The 26,117-nt window shown below is 62.2% G+C and carries 24 protein-coding genes; 7 read left to right on the forward strand and 17 right to left on the reverse strand.

All coding sequences use genetic code 11. The features are described from left to right. Positions 1 to 171 precede the first annotated feature (171 nt). From AC56LY_RS19200 to AC56LY_RS19250, 11 genes are all read right to left on the reverse strand, one after another. A complete protein-coding gene (locus AC56LY_RS19200; protein ID WP_499582305.1) occupies positions 172 to 429 on the reverse strand; it encodes an STAS domain-containing protein in 258 nt (85 codons plus the stop codon). Between the two features lie 10 nt (positions 430 to 439). Beyond that, positions 440 to 1,096 (reverse strand): MlaC/ttg2D family ABC transporter substrate-binding protein, encoded by a 657-nt coding sequence (locus AC56LY_RS19205; protein WP_499582307.1) that lies wholly within the window; start codon positions 1,094 to 1,096, stop codon positions 440 to 442. A gap of 15 nt (positions 1,097 to 1,111) precedes the next feature. After that, a complete protein-coding gene (locus AC56LY_RS19210; RefSeq protein ID WP_499582309.1) occupies positions 1,112 to 1,858 on the reverse strand; it encodes an MlaA family lipoprotein in 747 nt (248 codons plus the stop codon). Next, positions 1,855 to 2,328 carry an outer membrane lipid asymmetry maintenance protein MlaD gene (gene mlaD / locus AC56LY_RS19215; RefSeq protein WP_183555097.1) on the reverse strand — a complete coding sequence of 158 codons (474 nt, stop codon included), beginning with the start codon at positions 2,326 to 2,328 and terminating at the stop codon, positions 1,855 to 1,857. Before mlaD ends, AC56LY_RS19210 begins: the two co-directional genes overlap by 4 nt. Positions 2,329 to 2,352: 24 nt before the next feature. Further along, complete coding sequence (mlaE, locus tag AC56LY_RS19220) at positions 2,353 to 3,135, reverse strand: lipid asymmetry maintenance ABC transporter permease subunit MlaE (RefSeq protein WP_499582311.1); 783 nt, start codon at positions 3,133 to 3,135, stop codon at positions 2,353 to 2,355. Then, positions 3,132 to 3,935: an ABC transporter ATP-binding protein gene (locus AC56LY_RS19225; protein WP_258836823.1), complete on the reverse strand. Its 804-nt coding sequence runs from the start codon at positions 3,933 to 3,935 to the stop codon at positions 3,132 to 3,134. Before AC56LY_RS19225 ends, mlaE begins: the two co-directional genes overlap by 4 nt. A gap of 415 nt (positions 3,936 to 4,350) precedes the next feature. Beyond that, the gene (locus AC56LY_RS19230; RefSeq protein WP_499582314.1) at positions 4,351 to 5,814 is read right to left on the reverse strand and encodes a glutamate synthase subunit beta; all 1,464 of its coding nucleotides are present in this window, start codon (positions 5,812 to 5,814) and stop codon (positions 4,351 to 4,353) included. A 32-nt stretch (positions 5,815 to 5,846) separates the two neighbouring features. Further along, positions 5,847 to 10,562 carry a glutamate synthase-related protein gene (locus AC56LY_RS19235; protein ID WP_499582316.1) on the reverse strand — a complete coding sequence of 1,572 codons (4,716 nt, stop codon included), beginning with the start codon at positions 10,560 to 10,562 and terminating at the stop codon, positions 5,847 to 5,849. A 250-nt stretch (positions 10,563 to 10,812) separates the two neighbouring features. Beyond that, complete coding sequence (locus AC56LY_RS19240) at positions 10,813 to 11,523, reverse strand: transposase (protein WP_499582318.1); 711 nt, start codon at positions 11,521 to 11,523, stop codon at positions 10,813 to 10,815. Positions 11,524 to 11,799: 276 nt separating this feature from the next. Next, complete coding sequence (locus AC56LY_RS19245) at positions 11,800 to 12,480, reverse strand: response regulator transcription factor (RefSeq protein ID WP_183555085.1); 681 nt, start codon at positions 12,478 to 12,480, stop codon at positions 11,800 to 11,802. A 123-nt stretch (positions 12,481 to 12,603) separates the two neighbouring features. Further along, a complete protein-coding gene (locus AC56LY_RS19250; protein ID WP_499582320.1) occupies positions 12,604 to 13,701 on the reverse strand; it encodes a sensor histidine kinase in 1,098 nt (365 codons plus the stop codon). A gap of 208 nt (positions 13,702 to 13,909) precedes the next feature. Here AC56LY_RS19250 and AC56LY_RS19255 point away from each other — a divergent pair, with 208 nt between their 5' ends. Beyond that, positions 13,910 to 14,158 carry a DUF3297 family protein gene (locus AC56LY_RS19255; RefSeq protein ID WP_499570941.1) on the forward strand — a complete coding sequence of 83 codons (249 nt, stop codon included), beginning with the start codon at positions 13,910 to 13,912 and terminating at the stop codon, positions 14,156 to 14,158. Between the two features lie 101 nt (positions 14,159 to 14,259). Here AC56LY_RS19255 and AC56LY_RS19260 read toward each other — a convergent pair whose 3' ends face one another. Continuing rightward, positions 14,260 to 17,373, reverse strand: a complete 3,114-nt coding sequence (locus AC56LY_RS19260) for a DEAD/DEAH box helicase (RefSeq protein ID WP_499582322.1) — start codon at positions 17,371 to 17,373, stop codon at positions 14,260 to 14,262. A 234-nt stretch (positions 17,374 to 17,607) separates the two neighbouring features. Here AC56LY_RS19260 and AC56LY_RS19265 point away from each other — a divergent pair, with 234 nt between their 5' ends. Continuing rightward, positions 17,608 to 19,959, forward strand: coding sequence for a Tex family protein (locus AC56LY_RS19265; RefSeq protein WP_499582324.1), 2,352 nt, complete (start codon positions 17,608 to 17,610; stop codon positions 19,957 to 19,959). Beyond that, a complete protein-coding gene (locus AC56LY_RS19270; protein ID WP_499582326.1) occupies positions 19,934 to 20,419 on the forward strand; it encodes a GNAT family N-acetyltransferase in 486 nt (161 codons plus the stop codon). Before AC56LY_RS19265 ends, AC56LY_RS19270 begins: the two co-directional genes overlap by 26 nt. A gap of 10 nt (positions 20,420 to 20,429) precedes the next feature. On the opposite strand, the gene AC56LY_RS19275 is transcribed toward AC56LY_RS19270, so the two are convergent. Continuing rightward, the gene (locus tag AC56LY_RS19275; protein WP_183555076.1) at positions 20,430 to 20,714 is read right to left on the reverse strand and encodes a hypothetical protein; all 285 of its coding nucleotides are present in this window, start codon (positions 20,712 to 20,714) and stop codon (positions 20,430 to 20,432) included. Between the two features lie 80 nt (positions 20,715 to 20,794). Next, positions 20,795 to 21,130 (reverse strand): hypothetical protein, encoded by a 336-nt coding sequence (locus AC56LY_RS19280; protein ID WP_499582328.1) that lies wholly within the window; start codon positions 21,128 to 21,130, stop codon positions 20,795 to 20,797. 96 nt (positions 21,131 to 21,226) lie between these two features. On the opposite strand from AC56LY_RS19280, the gene grxD reads away from it, so the two are divergent. Further along, the gene (grxD, locus tag AC56LY_RS19285; protein WP_183555074.1) at positions 21,227 to 21,541 is read left to right on the forward strand and encodes a Grx4 family monothiol glutaredoxin; all 315 of its coding nucleotides are present in this window, start codon (positions 21,227 to 21,229) and stop codon (positions 21,539 to 21,541) included. 4 nt (positions 21,542 to 21,545) lie between these two features. Continuing rightward, on the forward strand, positions 21,546 to 22,148 hold the full coding sequence (locus AC56LY_RS19290; RefSeq protein ID WP_499582330.1) for a UbiX family flavin prenyltransferase: 603 nt from the start codon (positions 21,546 to 21,548) through the stop codon (positions 22,146 to 22,148). Positions 22,149 to 22,181: 33 nt separating this feature from the next. Here AC56LY_RS19290 and AC56LY_RS19295 read toward each other — a convergent pair whose 3' ends face one another. From AC56LY_RS19295 to AC56LY_RS19305, 3 genes are all read right to left on the reverse strand, one after another. Then, entirely contained in the window at positions 22,182 to 22,355 is a 174-nt protein-coding gene (locus AC56LY_RS19295; RefSeq protein WP_183555071.1) for a hypothetical protein, read from the reverse strand. Positions 22,356 to 22,494: 139 nt separating this feature from the next. After that, a complete protein-coding gene (locus AC56LY_RS19300) occupies positions 22,495 to 22,908 on the reverse strand; it encodes a hypothetical protein (protein WP_499582332.1) in 414 nt (137 codons plus the stop codon). A 261-nt stretch (positions 22,909 to 23,169) separates the two neighbouring features. Next, positions 23,170 to 24,234 (reverse strand): MBL fold metallo-hydrolase, encoded by a 1,065-nt coding sequence (locus tag AC56LY_RS19305; protein WP_499582334.1) that lies wholly within the window; start codon positions 24,232 to 24,234, stop codon positions 23,170 to 23,172. A gap of 133 nt (positions 24,235 to 24,367) precedes the next feature. Here AC56LY_RS19305 and AC56LY_RS19310 point away from each other — a divergent pair, with 133 nt between their 5' ends. Both AC56LY_RS19310 and AC56LY_RS19315 read left to right on the forward strand, forming a co-directional pair. Then, entirely contained in the window at positions 24,368 to 24,790 is a 423-nt protein-coding gene (locus AC56LY_RS19310; RefSeq protein ID WP_499582336.1) for a MerR family transcriptional regulator, read from the forward strand. 137 nt (positions 24,791 to 24,927) lie between these two features. Next, entirely contained in the window at positions 24,928 to 26,112 is a 1,185-nt protein-coding gene (locus tag AC56LY_RS19315) for an isovaleryl-CoA dehydrogenase (protein WP_499582338.1), read from the forward strand. The last annotated feature ends 5 nt before the right edge of the window (positions 26,113 to 26,117 follow it).

Genomic DNA, 26,117 nt, shown 5'->3' on the forward strand with positions numbered 1-26,117 from the left:
AAAACAAAACGGAGGCCGGCTGGGGAACGCACCAGGACCGTGCAGGGAAACAGTCCATTATAGGTGAAATCGCCATGTCAAGCGGGCCAGGCGGAGAAACCCGGCGGGACGCCGTGCAGGCGCCCATGGTGAAACGCGCAAAAAAAAACGGGCAGCCGAAGCTGCCCGTATTCATGCTGGTGCGACCAGCGTGTCGACCCCGTACAGGGCCGCGAGCTTGCGCACGTTGTCCGGCACGTTGATGAACGTGAGCCGGTGCCCGGCGCTCAGTGCGCGGCGCTGCCAGGCCAGCAGCAGAGCCACGCCCGACGAATCGGCCGACTTCACGCCGGCCAGGTCGAACACGGTTTCGCCAGCGCTGATCGCTGCCTCACCCTGCGCCAGCGCTAGACTGGCGCTGTCGAAGGTCATGGCGTCGATCGTCAGCATGGGGTTTGCCTCAGCCATTCGTTGCCGGTGCGGCCAGCGGCTTGGACGCCAGTTGCGCGTTGCGGTCAGCCAGGCGCTTGATCAGGCCATCGACACCGGTCTTGCTGATCTCGCTGTTGAAGGTGCTCTTGTAGGTCTCGACCAGCCAGGCGCCCAGGATGTTCACGTCGTAGATCTTCCAGCCGTTGCTGCCCTTGGCCAGGCGATAGTTCAGCGTGATTGGCTCGCCGCGTGCGACGTTGACCTGCGAGCGCACTTCGACATCGGTATCGGTGGCGGCGGCGCGCATAGGCTTGAACTCGACGGTTTCGTTCTTGATGGTCGACAGCGCACCGGAGTACGTGTAGACCAGCAGGTTACGGAACTCGGTGGTCAGGCGCTTTTGCTGGTCCGGCGTGGCGGTGCGCCAGTGGCGGCCAGCGGCTTGCTGCGTCATTTTTTCGGCATCGACGTATGGCAGGATCTTGGTATTGACCAGACCCATGATCTTGCTGCGGTCGCCCGACTGAATGGCCTTGTCGTTCTTGACGCTGTCGATCACTTCGGCGCTGATGCGCTTGACCAGCACGTCCGGCGCTTCGGCGCTGGCGGCAGGCTGGGCGATCACGCTCGTGGAAAAGGCAGCGGTGACTGCGGCGGCGGCGATCAGGTGCATGAATGGTTTCATCGTATTCCTTTCAACTTACTTCGTTTCGGAAGGTGCTGGCTCGGCGACGTCATCAGCCTGGCGCGGCACATTGCCGTCATAGACCTGGCTCTGGCGGCGCTGCAGGTAGCCGTCGCGCAGGAACTCGTAGCGGTCCAGTGCGGCGTCTTCCATCAGGCCCGAGGCGTCGAGCAGCGTGGCACGTTTGTCGATGATGCGAACGCCCGTACCCACATTGCGCCAGTTCACCGGCGTCTTGTAGGTCCAGATGTCGCCCGCGAAATCGGCTGGCAATGCTGCGGTATCACGTACCGTAGATGGGCCCAGCAGCGGCAAGATCAAGTACGGACCGCTCGGCACGCCCCATTTTCCCAGCGTTTGGCCGAAATCTTCGTTGTGCTTCTGCATGCCGGCTTCGGACGCGATGTCCAGCAGACCGAAAATACCGAAGGTCGAGTTGATCGCCACGCGGCCGAAATCGGTCGCGCCGGCTTCGCCCTTGCCTTGCAGCAGGTTGTTGATCGAACTCCAGGCATCCGACAGGTTGCCAAAGAAATTGTTTACGCCGGTCTGGGCAAAGCCCGGTACGACCTTCTTGTAGGCGGTCGCGGTCGGCTTGAGAACGGTGCGGTCGACAGCGTCGTTGAACGAATAGACGGCGCGGTTATAGCCTTCGAGCGGATCCTGCGGATTGTTCGCGGTGGTCGCGCAACCGGTCAGAACCAGGACAGCAGCGGCGGCGGCACAGAGACGCACGTGCGAAAGCGTGTTGGTGTAGTTCATTGACTACCTTCCTTTCCATCAGCAGCCTTGCTGTAGATAAATTGATTAATTAAGTCTTCGAGGACGGTTGCCGACTGCGTGCGAATGATGCGGTCGCCTTCAGCCAGATTGTTCGTGTCACCACCGGCTTCGATACCGATGTATTGCTCGCCAAGCAGACCTGCGGTCAGAATCTTCAACGAACTGTCTTTTGGGAATTTATAGTCAGTGTCCAGATCGAGGCGCACAGATGCCTGGAAGCTCTTGTCGTCAAAGGCGATCTCGCCCACGCGACCGACCACCACACCGGCGCTCTTGACTGGCGCCTGTGGCTTGAGGCCACCGATATTGTCGAACCGGCCGCTGACGGAATACGTCTGCCCGAACGACATGGACTTCAGATTGCCGGCCTGGAAGGCCAGGAACAGCAGTGCAGCCAAACCCAGCAGCACGAACAGGCCAACCCAGACGTCGATAGTTTTGCGATGCATTTTATTACCCTAAAACCGTGTTAGTTATTTATTGAACATCAGGGCGGTCATGACGAAGTTCAGCCCCCAGACCAGCAGCGATGCGATCACGACAGTACGCGTGGTCGCACGCGAGACGTCTTCCGGCGTCGGCTGGGCCTGGTACCCCTGGAACAGAGCAGTAAAGGTCACGGCGATGCCAAAGATAAAGCTTTTAATCACGCCGTTCAGTACGTCAGCGCGCACATCGACGCCAGATTGCATCTGCGCCCAGAAAGAACCTTCATCCACGCCGATCAATTTCACGCCAACGAGATAGCCGCCCATCACGCCGACGGCCGAAAACACCGTCGCCAGCACTGGCATGGCGATCACGCCTGCCCAGAAACGCGGCGCCAGCACCCGTTGGACCGGATTAATCGCCATCATTTCCATGGCCGACAATTGCTCGCCTGCTTTCATGAGGCCAATCTGCGCCGTCAGCGACGTGCCGGCACGGCCGGCAAACAGCAGCGCGGTGACGACCGGACCCAGTTCGCGCACGAGCGACAGCGCGACCACCTGGCCCAGCATCTGCTCGGCGCCATACTGGTTCAGCGTGTAGTAACCCTGCAGGCCCAGCACCATGCCGACAAACAGGCCGGACACGGCAATGATCACCAGTGAATAGTTACCGATGAAGTGAATCTGCTCAGAAATCAAACCCGGGCGGCGGAACGCGCCGGGCGACACGCGCAGGATGCTGAAAAACGAGCGAATGGCAAAACCGAGCGCGGCGAGGCCTTCGCGCACCGAACAACCGACATAACCAAGGAAGCGGGCGATCATGTGCGCGCTCCCAGGCCCAGGTCATCAGCCAGCGTCTTGCCAGGATAATGGAACGGCACCGGACCGTCCGGTTCGGCGTTGACGAACTGGCGCACGTACGGGTCAGTCGACACGCGCAGTTCGGTCGGCGTGCCTTCCGCGACGATCTTGCCAGCGGACATAAAGTAGACGTAATCGGCAATCGCGAAGCACTCTTGCACATCGTGCGAGACGAGGATCGAGGTCGAGCCGAGGGCGTCGTTCAGGTTGCGGATCAGGTTGGCAGTCACGCCCATCGAGATCGGGTCGAGGCCGGCGAACGGCTCGTCGTACATGATCAGTTCAGGATCGAGTGCTACAGCGCGTGCAACAGCCACGCGGCGCGCCATGCCGCCCGAAATCTCGGCCGGTTTGAGGCGATGCGCATTGCGCAGACCCACGGCGTTGAGTTTCATGAGCACGAGGTCGCGGATGAGTTCTTCGGACAGGTCGGTGTGCTCGCGCAGCGGAAACGCCACGTTATCGAACACCGACAGGTCGGTAAACAGCGCGCCAAACTGGAACAGCATGCCCATGCGCCGGCGCAGGCGGTACAAGCCCTGCGTATCGAGGCTGTGCACGACTTCGCCGCCAATGCGGACTTCGCCACGCTGGGGGCGAATCTGGCCACCGATGAGACGCAACACTGTCGTCTTGCCACAACCGGACCCGCCCATGACAGCAATGAGCTTGCCACGTGGGAAATCCATGCGCAGATTCGACAGAATGGAACGCTCACCGTAAGCAAAATGCAGATCGCGGATTTCGACTAGGTTCGACACAGCATCATTTGAGGTTAGGGAATCCGGTATTGTAGTGCAGAAAGCTATTTACCCGCTTGAGGGACCTGATTTTACCCCCGGCTGGCGACGTGACATTACAACACTAATAACTGTTCAGTCAGCTATTTAACGTTGTAAGCGATTGTTTTCATTGGATTATGCATACATGACAATATTGCGATTCCTTGTTAGGAATCAATATAATTGAAACATATTTACATAAACCGCGTGATACAGGCCGCGTGATAGGACGACAGCGTGTCAGGCTATTTTGCATCGCAGCATCCAATTGGGGATAGCTTTACGAATTAGCAAGTGACAGTTTATAAATAGTTTGTCATGCATTTGTCGCCGGATTGTCTGCAAGCCGGCGAACATGGCGGTCGCATTGCACGACCGCCATTGACCATATGTCTTACCGTGGCAAGACCGATGCGCCCATCAGGAACTCATCGACTGCCCGCGCGCATTGACGGCCTTCGCGAATCGCCCACACCACCAGCGACTGCCCACGACGCATGTCGCCCGCCGTAAATACTTTCGGGTTCGATGTCTGATAGGCCAGGTCGCCCTCGGTGGTGGCGCGCGCATTGCCGCGTGGGTCTTTCTGCACGCCAAACGCGTCGAGCACCTGCTGCACCGGCGAGACAAAGCCCATCGCCAGCAGCACCAGGTCGGCTTTCAGTTCGAACTCGGAATCCGGCACTTCCGTCATCTTGCCGTCCTTCCATTCGACGCGGCAGGCGATCAGCTTTTCCACCTTGCCGCCCTTGCCTTCCAGGCGCTTGGTCGCCACCGCCCAGTCGCGCTCGCAGCCTTCTTCGTGCGACGACGAGGTGCGCAGGCGCGTTGGCCAGTAAGGCCAGACCAGCGGCTTGTTTTCGTGTTCCGGTGGTTGCGGCAGCAGTTCGAATTGCGTCACCGACGCCGCGCCGTGGCGGTTCGAGGTGCCGACGCAGTCCGAGCCGGTGTCGCCGCCGCCGATGACGATCACGTGCTTGCCGGTGGCTTTCAGCTGGTCCTTCAGCTTGTCGCCGGCATTGACGCGGTTTTGCTGCGGCAGGAAGTCCATCGCAAAGTGCACGCCCTTGAGCTGGCGGCCCGGTACCGGCAGGTCGCGTGGCTGTTCGGCGCCGCCGGCCATGATCACGGCGTCGAATTCTTTTTCCAGGTCTTCCGGGAAGATGGTGTCGCGCGCCATATTGCTCACGCTCGCCGGGAAATCCTTGCCGATCAACACGCCGGTGCGGAACGTGACGCCTTCGGCCTGCATCTGCTCGACGCGACGGTCGATCAGGTCCTTTTCCATCTTGAAGTCGGGGATCCCGTAACGCAGCAGGCCGCCCAGGCGGTCGCTCTTTTCGAACACCGTCACGTCGTGGCCGACGCGCGCCAGTTGCTGGGCTGCAGCCAGGCCGGCAGGCCCGGAGCCGACGACGGCGACCTTGCGACCCGTACGATGTTCAGGCGGCTGCGGCACCACCCAGCCGTGCTCCCAGCCGGTATCGATGATCTTGCGCTCGATCGACTTGATGCCGACCGGGTCGTCGTTGATCCCGAGCGTACAGGCCGACTCGCACGGCGCCGGGCAGATGCGGCCGGTGAACTCGGGGAAGTTGTTCGTCGAGTGCAGGTTTTCCAGCGCGTGGCGGTAGTTGCCATGGAAGACCAGGTCGTTCCAGTCCGGGATGATGTTGTTGACCGGGCAGCCCGTATTACAGAACGGGATGCCGCAATCCATGCAGCGCGCGCCCTGCACCTTCGCCTGCGCGTCGGTCAGCGTGATGACGAATTCCTTGTAGTTCTTCAGACGCGCGACCGGTTCGAGATGATCCTCTTCCTGCCGTTCGAATTCCATGAAGCCGGTAATTTTGCCCACAATATTTTCCTTGGTCGTTGGTCCGCGGCTGCTTACGCGGCCTGATCGATCTTGTCGTTCGCTTCTTCCATGCTCGAGAAGTGCATCTCTTCGAGCGCGCGCTTGTAGTCGGTCGGGAACACCTTGACGAACTTGCTGCGGCTGTTGGCCCAGTCGTCAAGCAGGTTGCGTGCGCGCGTGCTGCCGGTGTACTTGAAGTGGCGCTCGATCAGGCGGCGCAGGATCGCTTCGTCCGACTCGCGCTCGCTGGTGCGCGACTGGCTGTGCCAGGCTGCCGGGTCGGTCTGGTCCTTCGACGCCAGCACGCGCTCGAGATTGACCATCGTCGTGTTGCAGCGCGCCTCGAATTCGCCCTTCGGGTCGTACACGAAGGCCACACCGCCCGACATGCCGGCGGCGAAGTTGCGACCGGTATCGCCCAGCACCGCCACGGTCCCGCCGGTCATGTATTCGCAACCGTGGTCGCCGCAGCCTTCGACGACGGCCGTGGCGCCCGAGTTACGCACCGCGAAGCGCTCGCCGGCCACGCCGTTGAAGAAGGCTTCGCCCGAGATCGCGCCATACAGCACCGTGTTACCGACGATGATGTTGTCGACTGCCCAGCCACGGAACTCGGTGTTCGGCCGCACGATGATGCGCCCGCCCGACAAGCCCTTGCCGACGTAGTCGTTGCCTTCGCCGACCAGGTCCATCGTGATGCCGCCGGCCAGGAAGGCAGCAGCCGACTGGCCCGCCGTGCCTTGCAGCTGGATGTGGATCGTGTCGTCCGGCAGGCCGGCATGGCCGTAGCGCGTGGCGACTTCGCCCGACAGCATGGCGCCGACGGTGCGATTCAGGTTCTTGACCGGCGAGATGAACGAGACGCGCTCGCCCTTCTCAAGGGCCGCCTTGGCTTGCGCGATCAGCTTGTGATCGAGCGCTTTATCCAGGCCATGGTCCTGTCCTTCGGTGTGGAACAGGGCGCGCTGGCTCTCGACTTTCGGCTGGTAGAAGATGTTCGAAAAGTCCAGGCCCTGCGCCTTCCAGTGCCCGATCGCCTTGGATTTGTCGAGCAGGTCGGCGCGGCCAATCAGTTCGTCATAGGTGCGAATGCCCAGCTGCGCCATGATCTGGCGCGCTTCTTCGGCGACGAAGAAGAAGTAGTTCACGACGTGTTCGGGTTTGCCCTGGAATTTCGCGCGCAGCACCGGGTCTTGCGTGGCCACGCCCACCGGGCAGGTATTGAGGTGGCACTTGCGCATCATGATGCAACCCTCGACCACCAGCGGCGCGGTGGCAAAGCCGACTTCATCGGCGCCCAGCATCGCCGCGATGACGACGTCGCGGCCGGTGCGCATCTGTCCGTCCGCTTGCAGGCGGATACGGCTGCGCAGGCCATTGAGCACCAGCGTCTGCTGGGTCTCGGCCAGGCCCAGCTCCCACGGCGTGCCGGCGTGCTTGACCGACGACAGGGGCGAAGCGCCCGTGCCGCCATCGTGGCCGGCGACGACGATGTGATCGGCCTTGGCTTTCGAGACACCGGCAGCGACCGTGCCGATGCCCACTTCCGACACCAGCTTGACCGAGATCGAGGCGCGCGGATTCACGTTTTTCAGGTCGTGAATCAGCTGGGCCAGGTCTTCGATCGAATAGATGTCGTGGTGCGGCGGTGGCGAAATCAGGCCGACACCCGGCACCGAGAAGCGCAGGGACGCGATGTACTCGGACACTTTATGGCCCGGCAGCTGGCCGCCTTCGCCCGGCTTGGCGCCCTGCGCCATCTTGATCTGGATCTGATCGGCCGAGTTCAGGTATTCGGCAGTGACGCCAAAGCGGCCCGACGCCACCTGCTTGATTTTCGAACGCAGCGAGTCGCCGTCTTCGAGCGGGATGTCGACCACGACGCGGCCATCGCCCAGGCGCGACGCCAGCGACTCGCCCTTCTTGATCGCGATGCCTTTGAACTCATTCATGTAGCGCGCCGGATCTTCGCCGCCCTCACCCGTATTGCTCTTGCCGCCAATGCGGTTCATCGCGATGGCCAGCGTGGCGTGGGCTTCGGTGCTGATCGAGCCGAGCGACATGGCGCCGGTGGCAAAGCGCTTGACGATGTCCTTGGCCGATTCGACTTCTTCGATCGGGATCGCCTTGTCGCGGTCGATCTTGAATTCGAAGAGGCCACGCAGCGTCAGGTGACGGCGCGTCTGGTCGTTGATCAGCTGCGCGTATTCCTTATAGGTCGAGAAGTTGTTGGCGCGCGTTGCGTGCTGCAGCTTGGCGATCGTGTCCGGCGTCCACAGGTGGTCTTCGCCGCGCACGCGGAAGGCGTACTCGCCGCCGACGTCCAGCGCATTGGCCAGCACCGGATCGGCGCCGAAGGCCAGCGCGTGCAGGCGCAGCGCTTCTTCGGCCACTTCGAACAGGCCAATGCCTTCGATGTTCGACGAGGTGCCCTTGAAGTACTTGTCGACCAGCGACTTGTTCAGGCCCACGGCCTCGAAGATCTGCGCGCCGCAGTACGACATGTAGGTGGAGATGCCCATCTTCGACATCACCTTCATCAGGCCTTTGCCGACGGCCTTGATGTAGTTGTAGCTCACCGTCTCGGCCGACAATTCCTGCGGCAGGCCATGCGCCAGTTCGGCCAGCGTTTCCAGGGCCAGGTACGGGTGCACGGCTTCGGCGCCATAGCCGGCCAGCAGCGCGAAATGGTGGGTCTCGCGCGCCGAACCGGTTTCGATTACGAGGCCGGCGGAGGCGCGCAGGCCGCGCGCCACCAGGTGCTGGTGCACGCTGGAGGTGGCCAGCAGCGCAGGGATCGCGACCAGGTCGGGCGACATGCGGCGGTCGGACACGATCAGGATGTTGTGGCCCGACTTGACGGCATCGACCGCTTCGGCGCACAGCGAGGCCAGCGAGGCTTCGATGCCTTCCTTGCCCCAGGCGACCGGGTAGCAGATGTTGAGCTCATAGGCCTTGAACTTGCCGCCCGTGTGCTGGCTGATATTGCGCAGGCGCGCCATGTCGTCGAAGTTCAGGATCGGCTGCGCGACTTCGAGGCGCATCGGCGGGTTGACGTTGTTGGTGTCGAGGATGTTCGGCTTGGGGCCGATGAACGAGACCAGCGACATGACCATGCTTTCTCGGATCGGATCGATCGGCGGATTGGTCACCTGCGCGAACAGCTGCTTGAAGTAGTTATACAGCGGCTTGAGTTTGTTGGACGTGACGGCCAGCGGCGAGTCGTTGCCCATCGAGCCGGTGGCTTCTTCACCCAGCACGGCCATCGGCGCCATCAGGAACTTCAGGTCTTCCTGCGTGTAGCCGAACGCCTGCTGGCGGTCGAGCAGCGTCAGCGGCGGCTTTTCGCCCTGAGCATCCTTCGCGCGGCCGGCGGCCAGCTGCGATTCGGTCAGCTTGATTTCATTGAGTTTGATGCGCACCGACTTGATCCAGGCCTTGTATGGCTTGGCGTTGGCGTAGGTGTCCTTCAGTTCCTTGTCGTCGATGATGCGACCCGCTTCGAGGTCGATCAGGAACATCTTGCCCGGCTGGAGGCGCCACTTCTTGACGATGCGCGATTCGGGAATCGGCAGCACGCCCGATTCGGACGCCATGACGACCAGATCGTCCTCGGTGATGACGTAGCGCGCCGGGCGCAGGCCGTTGCGGTCGAGCGTACCGCCGATATGGCGGCCATCGGTGAAGGCCATCGCAGCCGGGCCGTCCCACGGCTCCATCATCGCGGCGTGGTATTCGTAGAAGGCGCGGCGGTTGTCGTCCATCGACGCGTGATTTTCCCAGGCTTCCGGGATCATCATCATCATCGCCTGGGCGATCGGGTAGCCGGCCATGATCAGGAGTTCGAGCGCGTTGTCGAAGCAGGCGGTATCGGACTGGCCTTCATAGATCAGCGGGAACAGCTTGTTCAAGTCGTCGCCCAGTACGGCCGACTTGAGGATGCCTTCGCGCGCGCGGGTCCAGTTGAAGTTGCCCTTGACGGTATTGATCTCGCCGTTGTGGGCGATCAGGCGGTACGGGTGGGCCAGCGGCCACTCGGGGAAGGTGTTGGTCGAGAAGCGCTGGTGGACCAGGGCCAGCGCCGAGATGCAGCGCGGATCCTGCAGATCCTTGTAGAACACGCCCACCTGGTCGGCCAGCAGCAGACCCTTGTAGACGACGGTGCGCGCCGACATCGACGGCACGAAGAATTCCTTGCCGTGCAGGAGTTTGAGGGCCTGGATCGCGTGACCGGACGATTTGCGGATCACATACAGTTTGCGCTCGAGTGCATCGGTGACCATGATGTCCGGGCCGCGGCCGATGAAGATCTGGCGGATCACCGGCTCCTTGGCGCGCACGAACGGCGACATCGGCATCGTCGCATCGACCGGCACGTTGCGCCAGCCAAGAACGACCTGGCCTTCGATGCGCACGGCGCGTTCGATCTCTTGCTCGCAGGCGATGCGCGACGCATGCTCTTTCGGCAGGAACACCATGCCGACGCCGTACTCGCCAGGGGGCGGCAACTCGACGCCCTGACGCGCCATCTCGTCGCGGTAGTACTGGTCCGGAATCTGGATCAGAATCCCCGCCCCGTCGCCCATGAGCGCATCGGCGCCCACCGCGCCCCGGTGGTCGAGGTTCTTCAGAATCAACAGACCCTGTTCAACAATCGAATGACTCTTGTTGCCCTTGATATGGGCGATGAAGCCAACACCGCAAGCATCGTGTTCATTGGCGGGATCATACAAACCTTGGGCAATCATGCGACATTCTCCACATCTTTACGGGATCGAATGCCGAGAATAGTGCAATGCAAAATCCCCCGTCAACCTCAATAATTAGGGTCAGAGTCGAATTGTTTGACAACTTTTTGAGAAACGCGATAATTGGGGACAGAGTCATTATGCTGTGTCGATATGCTCTTCATTGGCAATTAAGCCATTGAATATAAAAGGTTTTTACAATAAAAAACGGCACGAATAACCGTGCCGTTGTGTCGGGAATTGCCCTTTTTTAAGCTTGTACGAGCGGTGGAAGAGGCAGATTAAATGGTCGCCCACGCTTGGCTGGCAAGATCTGGCGTTGTGTTTTTTGCTCCAGCTGGCTTTTGAAGGTGTCCGAGCCCAGTGGCTTGTTTCTCAGAATCGAGGTGGTAATGAAATCAACCTCTTCGGATGACAAACCTTGCTGGACCATGTCCATGTAAGCCGCCTCGCGCTGGAATGGCGTGTTGCCCAGTGCCCAGAACAGGCTATGGTCGCTGACGAGCGTATCGAGGCGCGCCCCCGCATGGTGAGCATAGCTCGACCATGGATAGTCGCCCGGGCCTGCCGACAACTGCGCGCGCACGGGATTGAGCTCGATATAGCGGCTGCAGGTCATGAAATACCGGTCCGAGTCGATCAGCGACGTGCGAAAACGGCCCTCGAACAAGCCACCGCTGCGCTCATACTTGTGGTTAAACCATGGAACATAGAGTCGGCCGACCTTCTGCATCATCAGCGCCAGGCCGGTGGCGTCGCTTGGTGTTGCCAGCAAGTGGACATGGTTCGGCATCAGGACATAGGCATGGATTGCCACGTCATAAAACCGCGCAGCTTCCTTGAGCCAGACGAGAAAACGCTGGTAATCCGTTTCGTCCCTGTAAATGATCTGGCGGTTATTGCCGCGTTGGATTACATGGTGCGGTTGCGCGGGAACGATGAGTCGGGGTTGGCGTGCCATGGCGTCGTATGTGTGCGATGAGCCAGAATTCTACAATGGAAAATGACTCTGTCCCTAATTAAACGCAAGCACCGTCAAAATCGGCCTGACTCTGTCCCCAATTATTCGGGCGAAAGCCCAGGCGCAATTTCTGCCGCGACTTTCAGCGCCAATTTGATTCGTGCAGACAATTGACCAAAGAAAATTGGCCAATAATTCGACTCCGACCCTAATTGTCTGAGTGGAAATTGGCCAATAATTCGACTCTGACCCTCATTGTGGGAGGGCAGAGGCGGGTCAGGAGAGAGTGAAGCCGGCGGAGAGGCTGTAGCCTTCGCCGTAGGCGCTGCGCAGGGGGAGGTCCTGGCCGAGGCCGGAGCGGGCTTTCTTGCGCAGGCGATAGACGAGCATGTCGACGCGGCGGCTGGCGTCGGGGTCGTCGCCACCCATGCCGGCCACGATGACGTGGCGCGGTACCGGGCGCGTGTTGATCGTCAACAGGTGCAGGAAGTTGCATTCCTTTTCGGTCAGATCGACCACTTTGCCCATCAGCTCGAGCTGGCGTGCGCTCACGCGCAGCATCCACTTGCTTGGTGCCGGCGCCGGATCCTGCGGGCGCACCCGACGGTCCAGTGCCTCGATGTGGGCGGCCAGTTCCGGGAACTTGATCGGCTTGGTCAGATAATGGTCGGCGCCCAGGCGCAGGCCCAGGATGCGGTGGTCGAACGCCACCCGACCGGTCAATACCAGCAGCCCGATTTCCGGGTACAGCTGACGCATGCGCGGGATGACATTGAAGCCATCTTCATCTGGCAACCCGAGGTCGAGCACCACGACCGCAGCCGGCGTGCGCGTCAGCGCCGCCCACATTTCACTGGCGGTCCTGGCGATCGTGACGTCGTGGTCCAGCTCCTTGAGGAACTCGGCCATGTCGTCGGCGTATTCGCCATTGTCTTCAACTATCAGTATCTGCGTCATGCCTTTGCCATATTAGTCACCTGTCCGTCGTTGATACCGATGGTAGCGTTATCCACGCGGAAGCGCGGTCCCGATTATCACTGCTGAGGCTACCCGAAGCAAGGAGTTATTCCTCTATAACCTCTATAAGACCAGCGCCGGCATCCAGAGCCGGAACTCTGCGCCGGCGCCCTGCTGCCCTGGCGCCAGGCTCATTACACCGCCGTGGACTTCGATGATCGAGCGCGCCATGTACAGTCCCAGGCCACTGCCGGACAGGCCAGCGGCGTTACGGCCGCGATAGCCCTTGTCGAAGACCCGCGACGCATCGTCCGGCGGCACGCCCGCGCCGCCATCGAGTACGGCGATCTCGACACCGCCACCGCTGCGTCGCACGCGCACCGTGATGTCGGTGGCGGGCGGCGAAAACGCCAGCGCATTGTCGATCATGACCTTCAGCGCCAGCCGCAGGCCTTCCGGTTCACCGCGCAGGATCGACGCGACATCATCGAGCTGCAACACGGCCTCGCGTCCGGCGGCGCGGATCTGGGCAGCACCGGTCTCGATCAGTTCACCGACCGTGATCGTGTTGGGCTGGCGGGTGCGCCCGAGCGTGGCCATGCGGTCCGGCGACAGGTATTCGTCGAGCATCCCGATCAGGCGGTCGACCGCAGCGCCGATCTTGCGATAGCGGGCGCGCACCGATTCCTCGGCATGGGTGGACGTGGCTTCCAGCCGCTGGATCGCGCCATCGATCGTCGCCAGGGGCGTACGAAATTCGTGATTGAGCATGCTGGCGAACCGTTTGTGTTCGCTGTCATGGCCGCGCCGGACCGACAGGTCGCGCAACAGGCCGACCAGCGTCGAGGCATCGTCCGGCGGCACGATGGCCAGCGCTTCCAGCGCCAGCGGGCGGCGCTCGGCGTCGAACAGATCGAATTCACGCCGGTTGCGTACCCCCGGCGTGCCGGCTGCCGTCGTGCGCAACCACGCTGCCAACGATGCCAGCGGCGAGGCACTGTCGCCGTCGAGCGCGCACTGCAGCGTCGCGACGTCATAGCCGCTAAGAACGGCAAACGCCGGACTCAGATAGCGCACGCGCCCCGCCGGCAGCGCAATGGCAAAGGCCACGTCATCTCCCAGTTCGGCGATGGTGCACAGTTGCCGGGCCGTGAGCATGTCATCCTCGCTGACAGGAGCGGGAATGGGCGGCGCGGTGGCGGCAATCGGACTGGACTTCATTCAGACTCTTTCTTCACCAACAGTTACAAGCAAGATATTGACCAGATAGTATATCTCTACCGTCACATTTTTGTGACATATTGCTGGTAAAAGGAAAAAAATGGTGTTACCGAAGAACACCGACAGACCGCGCATCCTGACCGGCATACCAGCTGCAAGCGAAACAAATGCGCCACATCGGCAGGGTTTGGGCGATAATTTCACTACCATGAACGATACCGCTACCCGCCCCCCACTCCCAGACCGGCTCTCGATCGATCCGAGCAGCCCATTCCACAACCGTGACGTCTTCCAGCACGACGTCGGCATCCGCTTCAACGACAAGGATCGCACCGACGTCGAAGAGTATTGCATCAGCGAAGGCTGGATCAAGGTCGCCGCCGGCAAGACCCTCGACCGCAAAGGCCGCCCGATGCTGATCAAGCTGAAAGGCACAGTCGAAGCGTATTACGCGTAATCCTTCGGTCGATACAACAATGGCGGGCTCGCGAGCCCGCCATTTCTTTATATATATACCAGCGCCAGCTTGCGCTGCGCTTACTAGCATTCCCGACTCGATTACTCCGCCAGCGGTGCAAAGATCGCCTGCAGGTCTTCCTGCGTCAGCGCCATCTTCTGCGACTCGCCTTCGGACAGGATCGAGTGCGCCAGCTCCGACTTCTTGTGCTGCAGCAGCTGGATCTTTTCTTCCAGCGTGCCCTTGGCAATCAGCTTGTAGACGAACACCGGCTTGTCCTGCCCGATGCGCCAGGCGCGGTCGGTCGCCTGATTCTCGGCCGCCGGGTTCCACCACGGATCGTAGTGGATCACGGTATCGGCCGCGGTCAGGTTCAACCCGACGCCGCCCGCTTTCAGGCTGATCAGGAAGATCGGCACTGCGCCCTGCTGGAACGCGGCCACCTGCGCCGAGCGGTCGCGCGTCTCGCCGGTGAGCAGCGCATACGGGATCTTGCGCAGCGTGAGTTCTTCTTCGATCAGCGCCAGCATGCTGGTGAACTGCGAGAAGACGAGGATCTTGCGGCCTTCGCCCAGCAGGTCTTCGACCATCTGCATCAGGTCGGTCAGCTTGGCCGACACCGCCGCCGTGTTCTTTTTAGACGGCATCGACTTGACCAGGCGCGGATCGCAGCACACCTGGCGCAGCTTGAGCAGCGCCTCGAGGATCACGATCTGGCTGCGCGCCACGCCTTTGCGATCGATCTCGTCGCGCACTTTCTTGTCCATCGCCAGGCGCACCGTTTCGTACAGGTCGCGCTGCGGGCCGGAGAGCTCGATGCGGCGCACCATCTCGGTCTTTTGCGGCAGCTCTTTGGCCACATTGTCCTTCGTGCGGCGCAGCAGGAACGGCCGGATGCGGCGATTGAGCAGCGTGCGGCGCACCGGATCGTCCTGGCGCTCGATCGGGTGACGGAACTGGGTGTTGAAGGTTTTCTCGTCGCCGAGCAGGCCCGGGATCAGGAAGTGGAATTGCGACCACAGCTCGCCCAGGTGATTTTCAAGGGGCGTGCCGGACAGGCACAGGCGGTGGCTGGCGTCGAGCGAGCCGGCCGTCTGCGCTGCCTTGGAACGGGTGTTCTTGATGTAGTGCGATTCGTCCAGGATCACCAGGTGATAGTGGTGCTTGCGCAGTTCTTCTTCGTCGCGCGGCAGCAGCGCGTAGGTAGTCAGCACGATGTCGGCGCCGTCGATCTGGTCGAACGACTCCATGCGCTCCTTGCCCTGCAACAGCAGCACTTTCAGGCTCGGGGCAAAGCGCGCGGCTTCGTCGAACCAGTTGGCCATCAGGCTCGTTGGCGCAATCACCAGCGCGGGACTGGTCAAGCGGCCCGCTTCTTTTTCGACCAGAATGTGCGCCAGCGTCTGCACCGTCTTGCCCAGGCCCATATCGTCGGCCAGGATGCCGCCCAGGTCATACTCGCGCAGGAACTGCATCCACGCCAGGCCATCGAGCTGGTAGTCGCGCAAGGTAGCCTGCAGGCCGGCCGGGGCCTCGACCTTTTTCACGGCGCCGAACTGGCTCAGTTTGCGGCCGGTCTCGCGCAGGCGCTCGCCGCCGGTCCATTGCAGCTCGACGCCGCGCGCCAGTTCTTCGAGCCGCGCTGCATCGAGCGTCGACAGGCGCAGGCGCGCCTTGACCTTGTCATTGAAATACAGTTCGCCCAGCGTGGCGAGGATGGGCTTGAGACGGCTCCATGGCAGCGCGACGCGCTCGCCATCGGGCAGCACGGCCAGCATCTGGTCGGACTCGCCATGTGCAGCCAGCACGCTCGGATCGAATTCGAGCGGCGCGCTGCGGATCAGCTGCACCAGCACCGGCAGCAGCGGCACGCGCTTCTTGGCCACCACGATGCCCAGCTCCAGTTCGAACCAGGCATTGCCTGCTTCCGCCGGTTCGTCGATTTCGGCGTACCAGTCTTCGACCGGCACCACGTCGTAGCGGTACTTGGTCGATTTTTGAAGGTGCCAGCCGGCGTCGGACAGCGCATCGACCGACTGCTCGGCAAAGCGCAGCCAGTGCGCCTGGCTCTCGAGCTGCAGCGCGCCAGCCATCACGTTCAGCGGCGCCGTGGCCGGCTTGCGGAAACCGATCTCGCCCAGCTTGTCGAGCGCATCGCTTTCGAGCTTGGGATCGCGCTCGATGATTTCGGTGAGGTCGCCCACCTGGCGCACGACGCGCTGCGACGGGTCGAACGAGACGCGCTGGCCATCGTAATCGAAGGCCAGCACGGCGAAGTCTTGCCAGCGCGCGGCGCTGCCGTCGGCCAGCTGCACCGCATCGAGCAGCAGGTGCGGAATCGGTTTGACATCATTGCGCAGGCGCTGCGTGAGCGGCTGCGGCAGCGGCATCAGTTGCTGCAGGCCGTGCGCGAGCAGCAGTTGCGAGACGCGTTTTTTGTCGGTGCCGGTGAGCGTGGGCGCCTGCGCCACGAGCGCCTGCAGTTCGGCCAGCGAAATGTCGATGCCGCCGCGATTGAGCTCGAGCGGCCCGCACGACAGATTGTCGATGTACCACGGCGGATCGGTCGGCAGCATGTAGTCGATCTGGTCGGCAGCGCTGTGCGCGGCCGCGCCGCCCACGGGTTCGACCGACCAGCCGAGTTTTGCGACGCGGCCTTCGTCGCGCCAGGCCAGGCTGGCCAGGCGGGTCGGGCCGCACTGCAGCGGGTAGACCAGGCCACCGGCCATGTCGGCCCACGAGTTCGCCCACAGCAGCTTGCCCTGCTCGAGCAGCATCTGCAGCAGGATCGCGCCGACCTTGCCTTTCGGCTCAGTAGCGCTGGTGCCTTGCGCCGACCCGCTGCGCATCGCGATGAAAAAGCGCACCAGGTCGATGTCGTCGCCTTCGAGATACGCAGGCGGCGCCGACAACAACGAGAAGACTTCGCTGACAGGACTGGCCGCGGCCACGTCGCCGTTGGGCCGCAGGCGCGCCTTGCACAGGCACAGCGCCACGTGGCGCCCGCCGCTGGTAGGCGCCATCACGTAGACGAACTTGTACTGCGCGGCCTTGGGGTCGACCACTTCGTCGGTCAGCTTCGGTTGAGGATGCGCCGCTGCTTCGACCCGCTGCAGCCAGCTCACCACCGGCGCCGGCAAGGCCGGAGAACGTGCAGGCGTGCGGGCGGATGGGGCGTCGCTGGCTTTCTCGCGAAGATAATCGACTGTTGTCATTGGGTCTCGTGGCAGGGTATTAAAAACGGCAATAACGACTATTATCTCGCATACGAACACTTCCGATTTGTTCGTAATCGCACCTTGCGGACAAATGGTGCATGCGCGCAACGCGTGTGTCTTTTGCCAACCGACTGTTCTCTCATGTTCGTCTGACCCTGTCAAGACTGGCGTATCGGCGTTGTTTGCGTATCATTGGCCGCTTGGTCCACGATCCCCGCTTCACCACTGCCTATGCTGCCATCCATCGAACAACGCCTCGCCAAAGAACTCGCCGCCAGGCCAGCCCAGGTGGCTGCCGCCATCGCCCTGCTGGACGAAGGCGCCACCGTGCCGTTCATCGCGCGCTACCGCAAGGAAGCCACCGGCGGACTGGATGACATCCAGCTGCGCCTTCTCGAAGAACGCCTGCGCTATCTGCGCGAGCTGGAAGACCGGCGCGCATCGATCATCGCGTCGATCACGGAGCAGAACAAGATGACGCCGGCGCTGCTGGAATCGATCGCGCTGGCCGAAGACAAGACGCGTCTCGAAGACCTGTACCTGCCGTACAAGCAGAAGCGCCGCACGAAGGCCCAGATCGCGATCGAGGCCGGCCTGGCGCCGCTGGCAGAGACCCTGCTGGCCGACCCGCAGCAGGATCCCGAGGCCATCGCGAAGGACTATCTGCGCGACGCGTTCACCAACGCCGACGGCGGCGCCAACCCCGGTGTGCTTGACACCAAAGCAGCGCTCGATGGCGCGCGCCAGATCCTGATGGAGCGCTTTGCCGAAGACGCCGCGCTGCTGCAGACGCTGCGCGAGTACGTGCAGGAACACGGCGTCGTCGAATCGAAGGTCGTCGCGGGTAAGCAGGACGAAGGCGAAAAATTCGCCGACTATTTCGACTACAGCGAACCACTGGCCGCAGTGCCGTCGCACCGCGCGCTGGCGCTGCTCCGCGGGCGCCGCGAAGGCATGCTGGACGTGGCGCTGCGCCTGGATTCCGAGCCCGAAAAACCGAAGTGGGATGCGCCGCTCAATCCGTGCGAAGGCCGCATCGCGGCGCGCTTCGGCATCAAGGCGCAGGGCCGCCCGGCCGACAAATGGCTGCTCGATACGGCGCGCTGGACCTGGCGCGTGAAAAGCTTCATGCACCTGGATACCGAATTGATGGGCGCCTTGCGCGACAAGGCCGAACTCGATGCGATCGGCGTCTTCGCGCGCAACCTGAAAGCCCTGCTGCTGGCCGCGCCGGCCGGCCCGCGCGCGACGATGGGCCTGGACCCTGGCCTGCGCACCGGCGTGAAGGTCGCGGTGGTCGACGCCACCGGCAAGGTGGTCGATACCGCCACGGTCTACCCGCACCAGCCGCGCAACGACTGGGATGGTGCGCTGCATACGCTTGGCCTGCTGGCTGCGAAACACAATGTGTCGCTGGTCTCGATCGGCAATGGCACCGGCTCGCGCGAGACCGACAAGCTGGCGCAGGATCTGATCAAGCAGCAGCCCGAGCTGAAGCTCACGAAAATCGTCGTCTCGGAAGCTGGCGCATCGGTCTATTCGGCGTCCGAATTCGCCTCGCGCGAACTACCCGACATGGACGTGTCGCTGCGCGGCGCGGTCTCGATTGCGCGCCGCCTGCAGGATCCGCTGGCCGAACTGGTCAAGATCGATCCGAAGTCGATCGGCGTGGGCCAGTACCAGCACGACGTCTCGCAAAGCCAGCTGGCGCGCTCGCTCGACGCCGTGGTCGAGGACTGCGTGAATGCCGTCGGCGTGGACGTGAACACCGCGTCGGCGCCGCTGCTGGCGCGCGTGTCCGGCCTGTCGTCCACGGTCGCGCAGGGCATCGTCGCGTATCGCGACACGCATGGTGCATTTGCCTCGCGCGCGGCGCTGAAAAAAGTGCCGCGCCTGGGTGAGAAAACCTTCGAGCAGGCAGCGGGCTTTTTGCGCGTGATGAACAGCGCCAACCCGCTGGACGCATCGGCGGTGCACCCGGAATCGTACCCGCTCGTCGAAAAAATCCTGCTCGACGTCAAGCGCGACATGAAAGCCGTGATCGGCGACGGCGCCCTCATTAAAAGCCTGAATCCGGCCAGGTACGCGGACGACAAGTTCGGCGTGCCGACCATCACCGATATCCTGAAAGAGCTGGAAAAACCGGGCCGCGATCCACGGCCCGAGTTCACGACGGCCACCTTCAAGGATGGCGTGGAGCAGATTTCGGACCTGCGCCCGGACATGATCCTGGAAGGCGTGGTCACCAACGTTGCCGCGTTTGGCGCATTCGTCGACATCGGCGTGCACCAGGACGGTCTGGTGCACATCTCGGCGCTGTCAAACACGTTCGTGAAAGACCCGCACACGGTCGTCAAGGCCGGCCAGGTGGTGAAAGTCAAGGTGCTGGAAGTGGACCCGAAGCGCAAGCGCATCGCGCTGACGATGCGCCTGACGGACAGCGCGCCGCAACCGGGCGCGCAGCCGGCGCAGCGTCCCGACCGCAACGACGCCAAACGCGTGCAGCAGCACCAGCGCCAGGAACGCACGGCGGCGCCGGCCGGCGGCGCGATGGCCGATGCGTTTGCCAAGCTGCGCAAATAACGGGCAGCCGATGCTGCGCGTCGTCCACGTCGATCCGGATCACGCCGACGCTCGGCGCGTTGTTGCAGAACTCGATGCGGCGCTGGCCGCAATCACGGGCGAGAGCGGCGCGGCCTCGTTCGATCCGCAGGATTGCCGGGGTGCGGGCGCGTGCTTCGTGCTGGCTTACGAGGCAGACGGCAGCGCAGTCGGCTGCGGCGCCGTGCGCGTACTTGCGGGCGATATCGGGGAACTCAAACGGATGTATGCGCGGCCTGGCAGCGGGGCCGGCGCGCACGTGCTGGCGGAACTCGAGCGGCATGCCGCGGCATGCGGCTACCGCCAGTTATGGCTGTCGACGCGGCGCGTGAATGCGCGCGCGGTGGCGTTCTACGAGCGCCACGGTTACGTCCCGGTCGCGCCTTACGGCCGGTATGTCGGCCGTAGCGCATCGGTCTGTCTCGGCCGACGCCTGCCTTGAAACCGTTACCTCAGCTGTGCTTGATCAGAATGCCGATCAGGTACACACCCAGGCAGCCAAAGCCGATCAGCAGCATCTTGTGCTGCGGGATCGCTGGTGCGCCCGTCTTCTTGATGTGCAGCGCGTCGCGCACCAGCAGCAGCGCGTAGATCAGCGCGGCGAGTCCCGACAGGATGTCGCCGGGACTCGGGCGCGTGAATCCCGTGTAGATATTGAGGATGCCGGGAATGCCCAGCAGGGCGGCGATCACGAGGTTCGCGTTCGGCGATGGTACGCGGCGGCGGGGTTGCTGCATCGGGTGCTCCGGTGGATGGTGACAAACGGCGCGATCATACCGCAATGCCGGGCGCCGGCACTGACGGCGCGCGAAGGCGCTCAGGCGAACAGGGTCGTGTTGCGCAGCACGAGCTTGATCAGGAAGCACCCGGCAAACGCGCCAAAGCAGATGAAGCCGATCAGCGTGACGCGCGGCGAGGTGAGCAGCGCCAGCCGGCCGGCGCGCCGCTGCAGCGCGCACCAGGCCAGAAACAGCGCCATCATCAACGGGCCGATCTGGACGAAGACGTCGACCGCGCGGCCGCTTCTCAAGGCATTGGCGCCGTCATACAGTGCCGGCAAGCCCAGCAGCGCGGCAAAAACCCACAGGGCCGCGATGGGCAAGGTAGCGAACGTGTTCTTCATCGTGTTTCCCGTCATCTTGAATCGACGCATGATACTGCAGCGTCGTAACGGCAGGCGATGCCGTCAACGTCGAATTCTTATAGAATGACGCCATCTACCTATTCCTCTCCAAAAGGCACACATCAAATGAGCGACGTTCAAACCTGGATCAAAGACACCGTGACCTCGACCCCGGTCGTGCTGTTCATGAAAGGCACTGCGCAGTTCCCACAGTGCGGCTTTTCCGGCCGTGCCATCCAGCTGCTGAAAGCGTGCGGCGTCGACAATGTCGCCACCGTGAACGTGCTGGACGATGCTGAAGTGCGTCAGGGCATCAAGGATTACTCGAACTGGCCAACCGTGCCGCAGTTGTACGTGAACGGCGAGTTCATCGGCGGCACCGACATCATGAACGAGATGTACGAATCCGGCGAACTGCAGACCCTGCTGAAAAACGGCTGATTGCATGGCTGACCGCCCGCGCCGTATTGTCGTTGCCCTCACCGGCGCGACCGGCGCAACCTATGGCGTGCAGCTGCTCAAGCGGCTGCACGCGACGGCCGGCATCGAAAGTCATCTGATCATTTCCGATGCTGCCACGCTGACGCTGCACCAGGAACTCGACCTGCAGCGGCGCGACGTCGAAGCGCTGGCCCACGTGGTACACCGCAACCGCGATATCGGCGCATCAATTGCCAGTGGCTCTTACCAAGTCGACGCCATGGTCGTCGCGCCCTGCTCGATGAAGACACTGGCCGCCGTGGCCCACGGTTTCTCGGACAACCTCGTCACGCGCGCCGCCGACGTGATCCTGAAGGAACGCCGGCGCCTGGTGCTGATGGTGCGCGAAACCCCGTTCAACCTGGCCCACTTGCGCAATATGACGTCAGTGACCGAGATGGGCGGCATCATCTTCCCGCCATTGCCCAGTTTTTATCACCGGCCTGCGACGATCGCGGACATGGTCGAGCACACGGTAGACCGTGTCATGGACTTGCTGGGGATAGAAAATGACCAGGCCGCACGCTGGGGCGGCATGAAGGGTGAACAGAACGACAGGCCGGCGTAACCAGCATGCCGGCTTGCGCCGGCATGGGTTGCATCAGCGTTTGTCGTCGTAACGGTTGTCTTCGGACTTTTTCAAGTCACGCGCTTCTTCGAGCATTCGCCGCCGGGCGTTGCGTTCTCGCATCAGTTCAGCATGACGTGCTGCCGTCATCGGCGGCACCGTCATCAAATCCTTGAGCTGGGCGGTATTGGCGTAGTTGTTTCGCATGCGTCAGCTGCTCCTGGGTGAACCTGAAACGGTGGCGGAAACCGCTACCACCTGATCAGATTATGGACCAGACCAGCCCTTTTGTACTGTTCTGCACGACAAAAGTGCAAACCAGCAATAACGCTAATGCGATAGCCGTTTACTTCGCTTCCGGCTTCGTGTGATTCACACGCACCAGCATGCGGATGAACTCACGCGCCAGCTGGCGGTGGTGTTCATCGAGGCGCTGGAGGTCGGCGATCAGCTTGACGTCGGCCGATTCGAAGCGTGCGCCACCGGCACCGGCGTCGCCGGCAGCCTGCTCGGCGCCACCGAAACGCAGCCAGTCGGCCGGTACACCCAGCCACTGGGCGATCATGCGCAGTTTTTCCTGGGTTGGAATCGCTTCGCCGACCAGCCACTTGCGGGCGGCATGGACCGTGATCGGGCGACCTTCAAAGCGGATATTGAATTCTCGCGCCAGACGCGTAGGGCTGTCCGGGGAGTAGTGTGCGTTCTTCAGAGCATGCTGGAGGCGTTCGCTGAAGCTCTCCCGTTCGTTTGTTGAATTCATTGTGATACTTGTTGTTAGACAGAGGACGGTTTTTCAGACGAGAAACCTCATCTGTAGACTATACAACTAAAAAGTCACAAAGATGTGGTTTTTTAATAGTTTTACACGCGATTTGTCGAATTCCCAACAGCAATTCTCACAAGAACGGTTGGTATCCAAAATCGGATTAACTGAAATGAAACAACTACGTACCATTACTTAGAACAGTCCACGGGAATGCACGTGCTGTTCAATATGTATCCAATGGTGACATATCGGGTGTTAGATTTGCGTGAAAAGTAACACCCCGTCGGCGCCCGCGACCCTGCTCAATCGACCGTCGTACCAAAGCTTGTGCAGGTGCGCGAGCGCTTCGCCAAGGGCGAAACTGAGCTGGTGTGCATCGAGCGGGCGCCGGAACATGATGGGCACGATGTCGGCCGCCGATTGCGGCACTGCGCAGGCTGCAATCACTTCGGCCAACCGCTCTACATGGTGTTCGCGTAATTGCCGGATACGTGTGTGCAGCCCGCGAAACGGCTTGCCGTGGGAAGGCAGCACCAACACATCCTCGGGCAGGTCGGCAAACTTGCCGAGCGAGTCCAGATACAGTTGCAGCGGGTTACCATCGGGTTCCACGGCGAACACCGAAACGTTCGTCGAGATACGTGGTAATACCATGTCGCCCGACACCAGGATATTCAACTTCGCGCAGTACAGCGAGGCGTGTTCCGGCGAGTGGCCGAACCCGGTGATCACGCGCCACAATTGCCCCCCAATTGTGACATTTTGATCATCCTGCAGTCGCGTATAGGCCAGCGGCACCGTCGGCACCAGCGACGGATAGTAGTTGCGGCGGCTGCCCATCTGGTCCAGCATCGCCGCGTCACGCAAGCCGTGGCGCCTGAAATGCGGGATGGCCGACGGGCCGTCGACGCCCGGCAATGCGGCGGCCATCATGCGCATGAAACCGAATTCGCCCGTTGTGGTCCAGAACGGCGCGCTGAAACGTTCGCACAGCCAGCCAGCCAGCCCGACGTGATCGGGGTGGCAGTGGGTGGCAATGAGGCGTACCAGCGCTTGCCCGTCCAGCCCCTCGGCCAACAGCTGTTCCCAGGCGGCGCGGGTGGCATCGGTGCCGGCGCCGGTATCGATCAGGCTCCAGCCAGCGCGCAGCGTGCCATCCTGCTCGACGTTGTCCTGCAGCAGCCACAGGTTGACGTGGTCCAGCGCGAATGGCAGCGGCATGCGGGCCCAGCGCAGACCCGGAACGATCTCGAGTGCCTCGCCCGGTACCGGGATGGTCTCGCCAAACGCGTACGACAGTTGGGATTCAAGCGCATTCATGCAAATCTTTCCTTTTCTGGCGGAACAGCGGGCGCGCTACAATACGACGCAACGTCAATTTACGTAAACGGAAGTTACTGCTTGTTTCGATTTTACGCGATTTTTGGTTGTTTCCCAAACGCTACAGAACCTCATGCCGACTACCTATACCATCGCCGAACTGGCGCGCGAATTCGATATCACTGCACGGGCCATCCGTTTCTATGAAGACCAGGGCCTGCTCAGTCCAAAACGCGAAGGCGTGGGCGGCCGCAACCGTGTCTACACGCCACGCGACCGGACCCGCCTGAAACTGACCCTGCGCGGCAAGCGCCTGGGTTTGACGCTGTCCGAGATCAAGAGCATCGTCGACATGTACGAGTCGCCGAAAGACACGCAGGCGCAAATCGACCGCTTCCTTGCCGTGCTGGGCCAGCAGCGTGTGACGCTCGAACAGCAGCGCGCCGACATCGAGATGGCGCTGGAAGAAATCGTTGCCCACGAAGACGAATGCCGCCGCCTGCTGAGCGGCAATCACGGCGACAACGACGCCGACGCAGGCCGCAACGCCGCCTGAGTCTGCAGGCGAAAGGGGCGCTGACAACTTGTCCGCGCCCTTTTTTTGCCTGCTGATTGACGTTTACGTTAACGTAATGCGCGAGTATGATTGTCGCCACCCCTTCTCAATTCACCACTGCTCACCGCGAGGACGACATGCTGCACCTTCCAGGCCTGACTTTTGACCATGGCGACGATATCGCCGCGCTGCGCGAAGCCGTCCAGCAATTTGCCGCCAGCGAAATTGCGCCGCGCGCGGCCGAGATCGACCGCAGCGACCAGTTCCCGATGGACTTGTGGAAGAAGATGGGCGAGCTCGGCCTCCTGGGCATCACGGTGAGCGAGGAATACGGCGGCGCGAACATGGGCTATCTGGCCCACATCGTGGCGATGGAAGAAATCTCGCGCGCCTCCGCCTCGGTCGGCCTGTCGTACGGCGCCCACTCGAACCTGTGCGTGAACCAGATCAAGCGCAACGGCACCGAAGCACAGAAGCAGCGCTACCTGCCCAAGCTGATTTCGGGTGAGCATATTGGCGCTCTGGCGATGTCCGAGCCGAACGCCGGCTCAGACGTGGTCAGCATGCGCCTGCGCGCCGAGCTCAAGGGTGACCGCTACGTGCTCAATGGCACCAAGATGTGGATCACCAACGGCCCCGACGCCGACACGCTGGTCGTTTATGCCAAGACCGACCCCGAAGCGGGCGCACGCGGCATGACCGCCTTCCTGATCGAAAAAGGTTTTAAAGGGTTCTCGATCGCGCAGAAGCTCGACAAGCTGGGCATGCGCGGCTCGCACACGGGCGAACTGGTGTTCCAGGATTGCGAAGTGCCCGTCGAGAACGTGCTGGGCGGCGTCGGCAAGGGCGTCAATGTCCTGATGTCGGGACTGGACTTCGAGCGCACCGTGCTGTCGGGCGGCCCGCTGGGGATCATGTCGGCCTGCATGGACGTGGTGGTGCCCTACATCCACGACCGCAAGCAGTTCGGCCAGGCCATCGGCGAATTCCAGCTCATGCAGGGCAAGATCGCCGACATGTACTCGACCATGATGGCGTGCCGCGCCTATGTATATGCAGTCGGCCAGGCCTGCGACCGCGCCACGGGCCCGGAGCAGATCCGCGCCCTGCGCAAGGACGCCGCCGGCGCCATCCTGTACAGCGCCGAAAAAGCCACGTGGATGGCCGGCGAAGCGATCCAGACGCTGGGCGGCAATGGCTACATCAATGAATACCCGGTCGGACGCCTGTGGCGCGACGCCAAGCTGTACGAAATCGGCGCCGGCACCAGCGAGATCCGCCGCATGCTGATCGGCCGCGAGCTGTTCGGCGAGACCATGTAATTCCC

It is taken from the genome of Telluria sp. ZT3P25 (assembly GCF_059685895.1).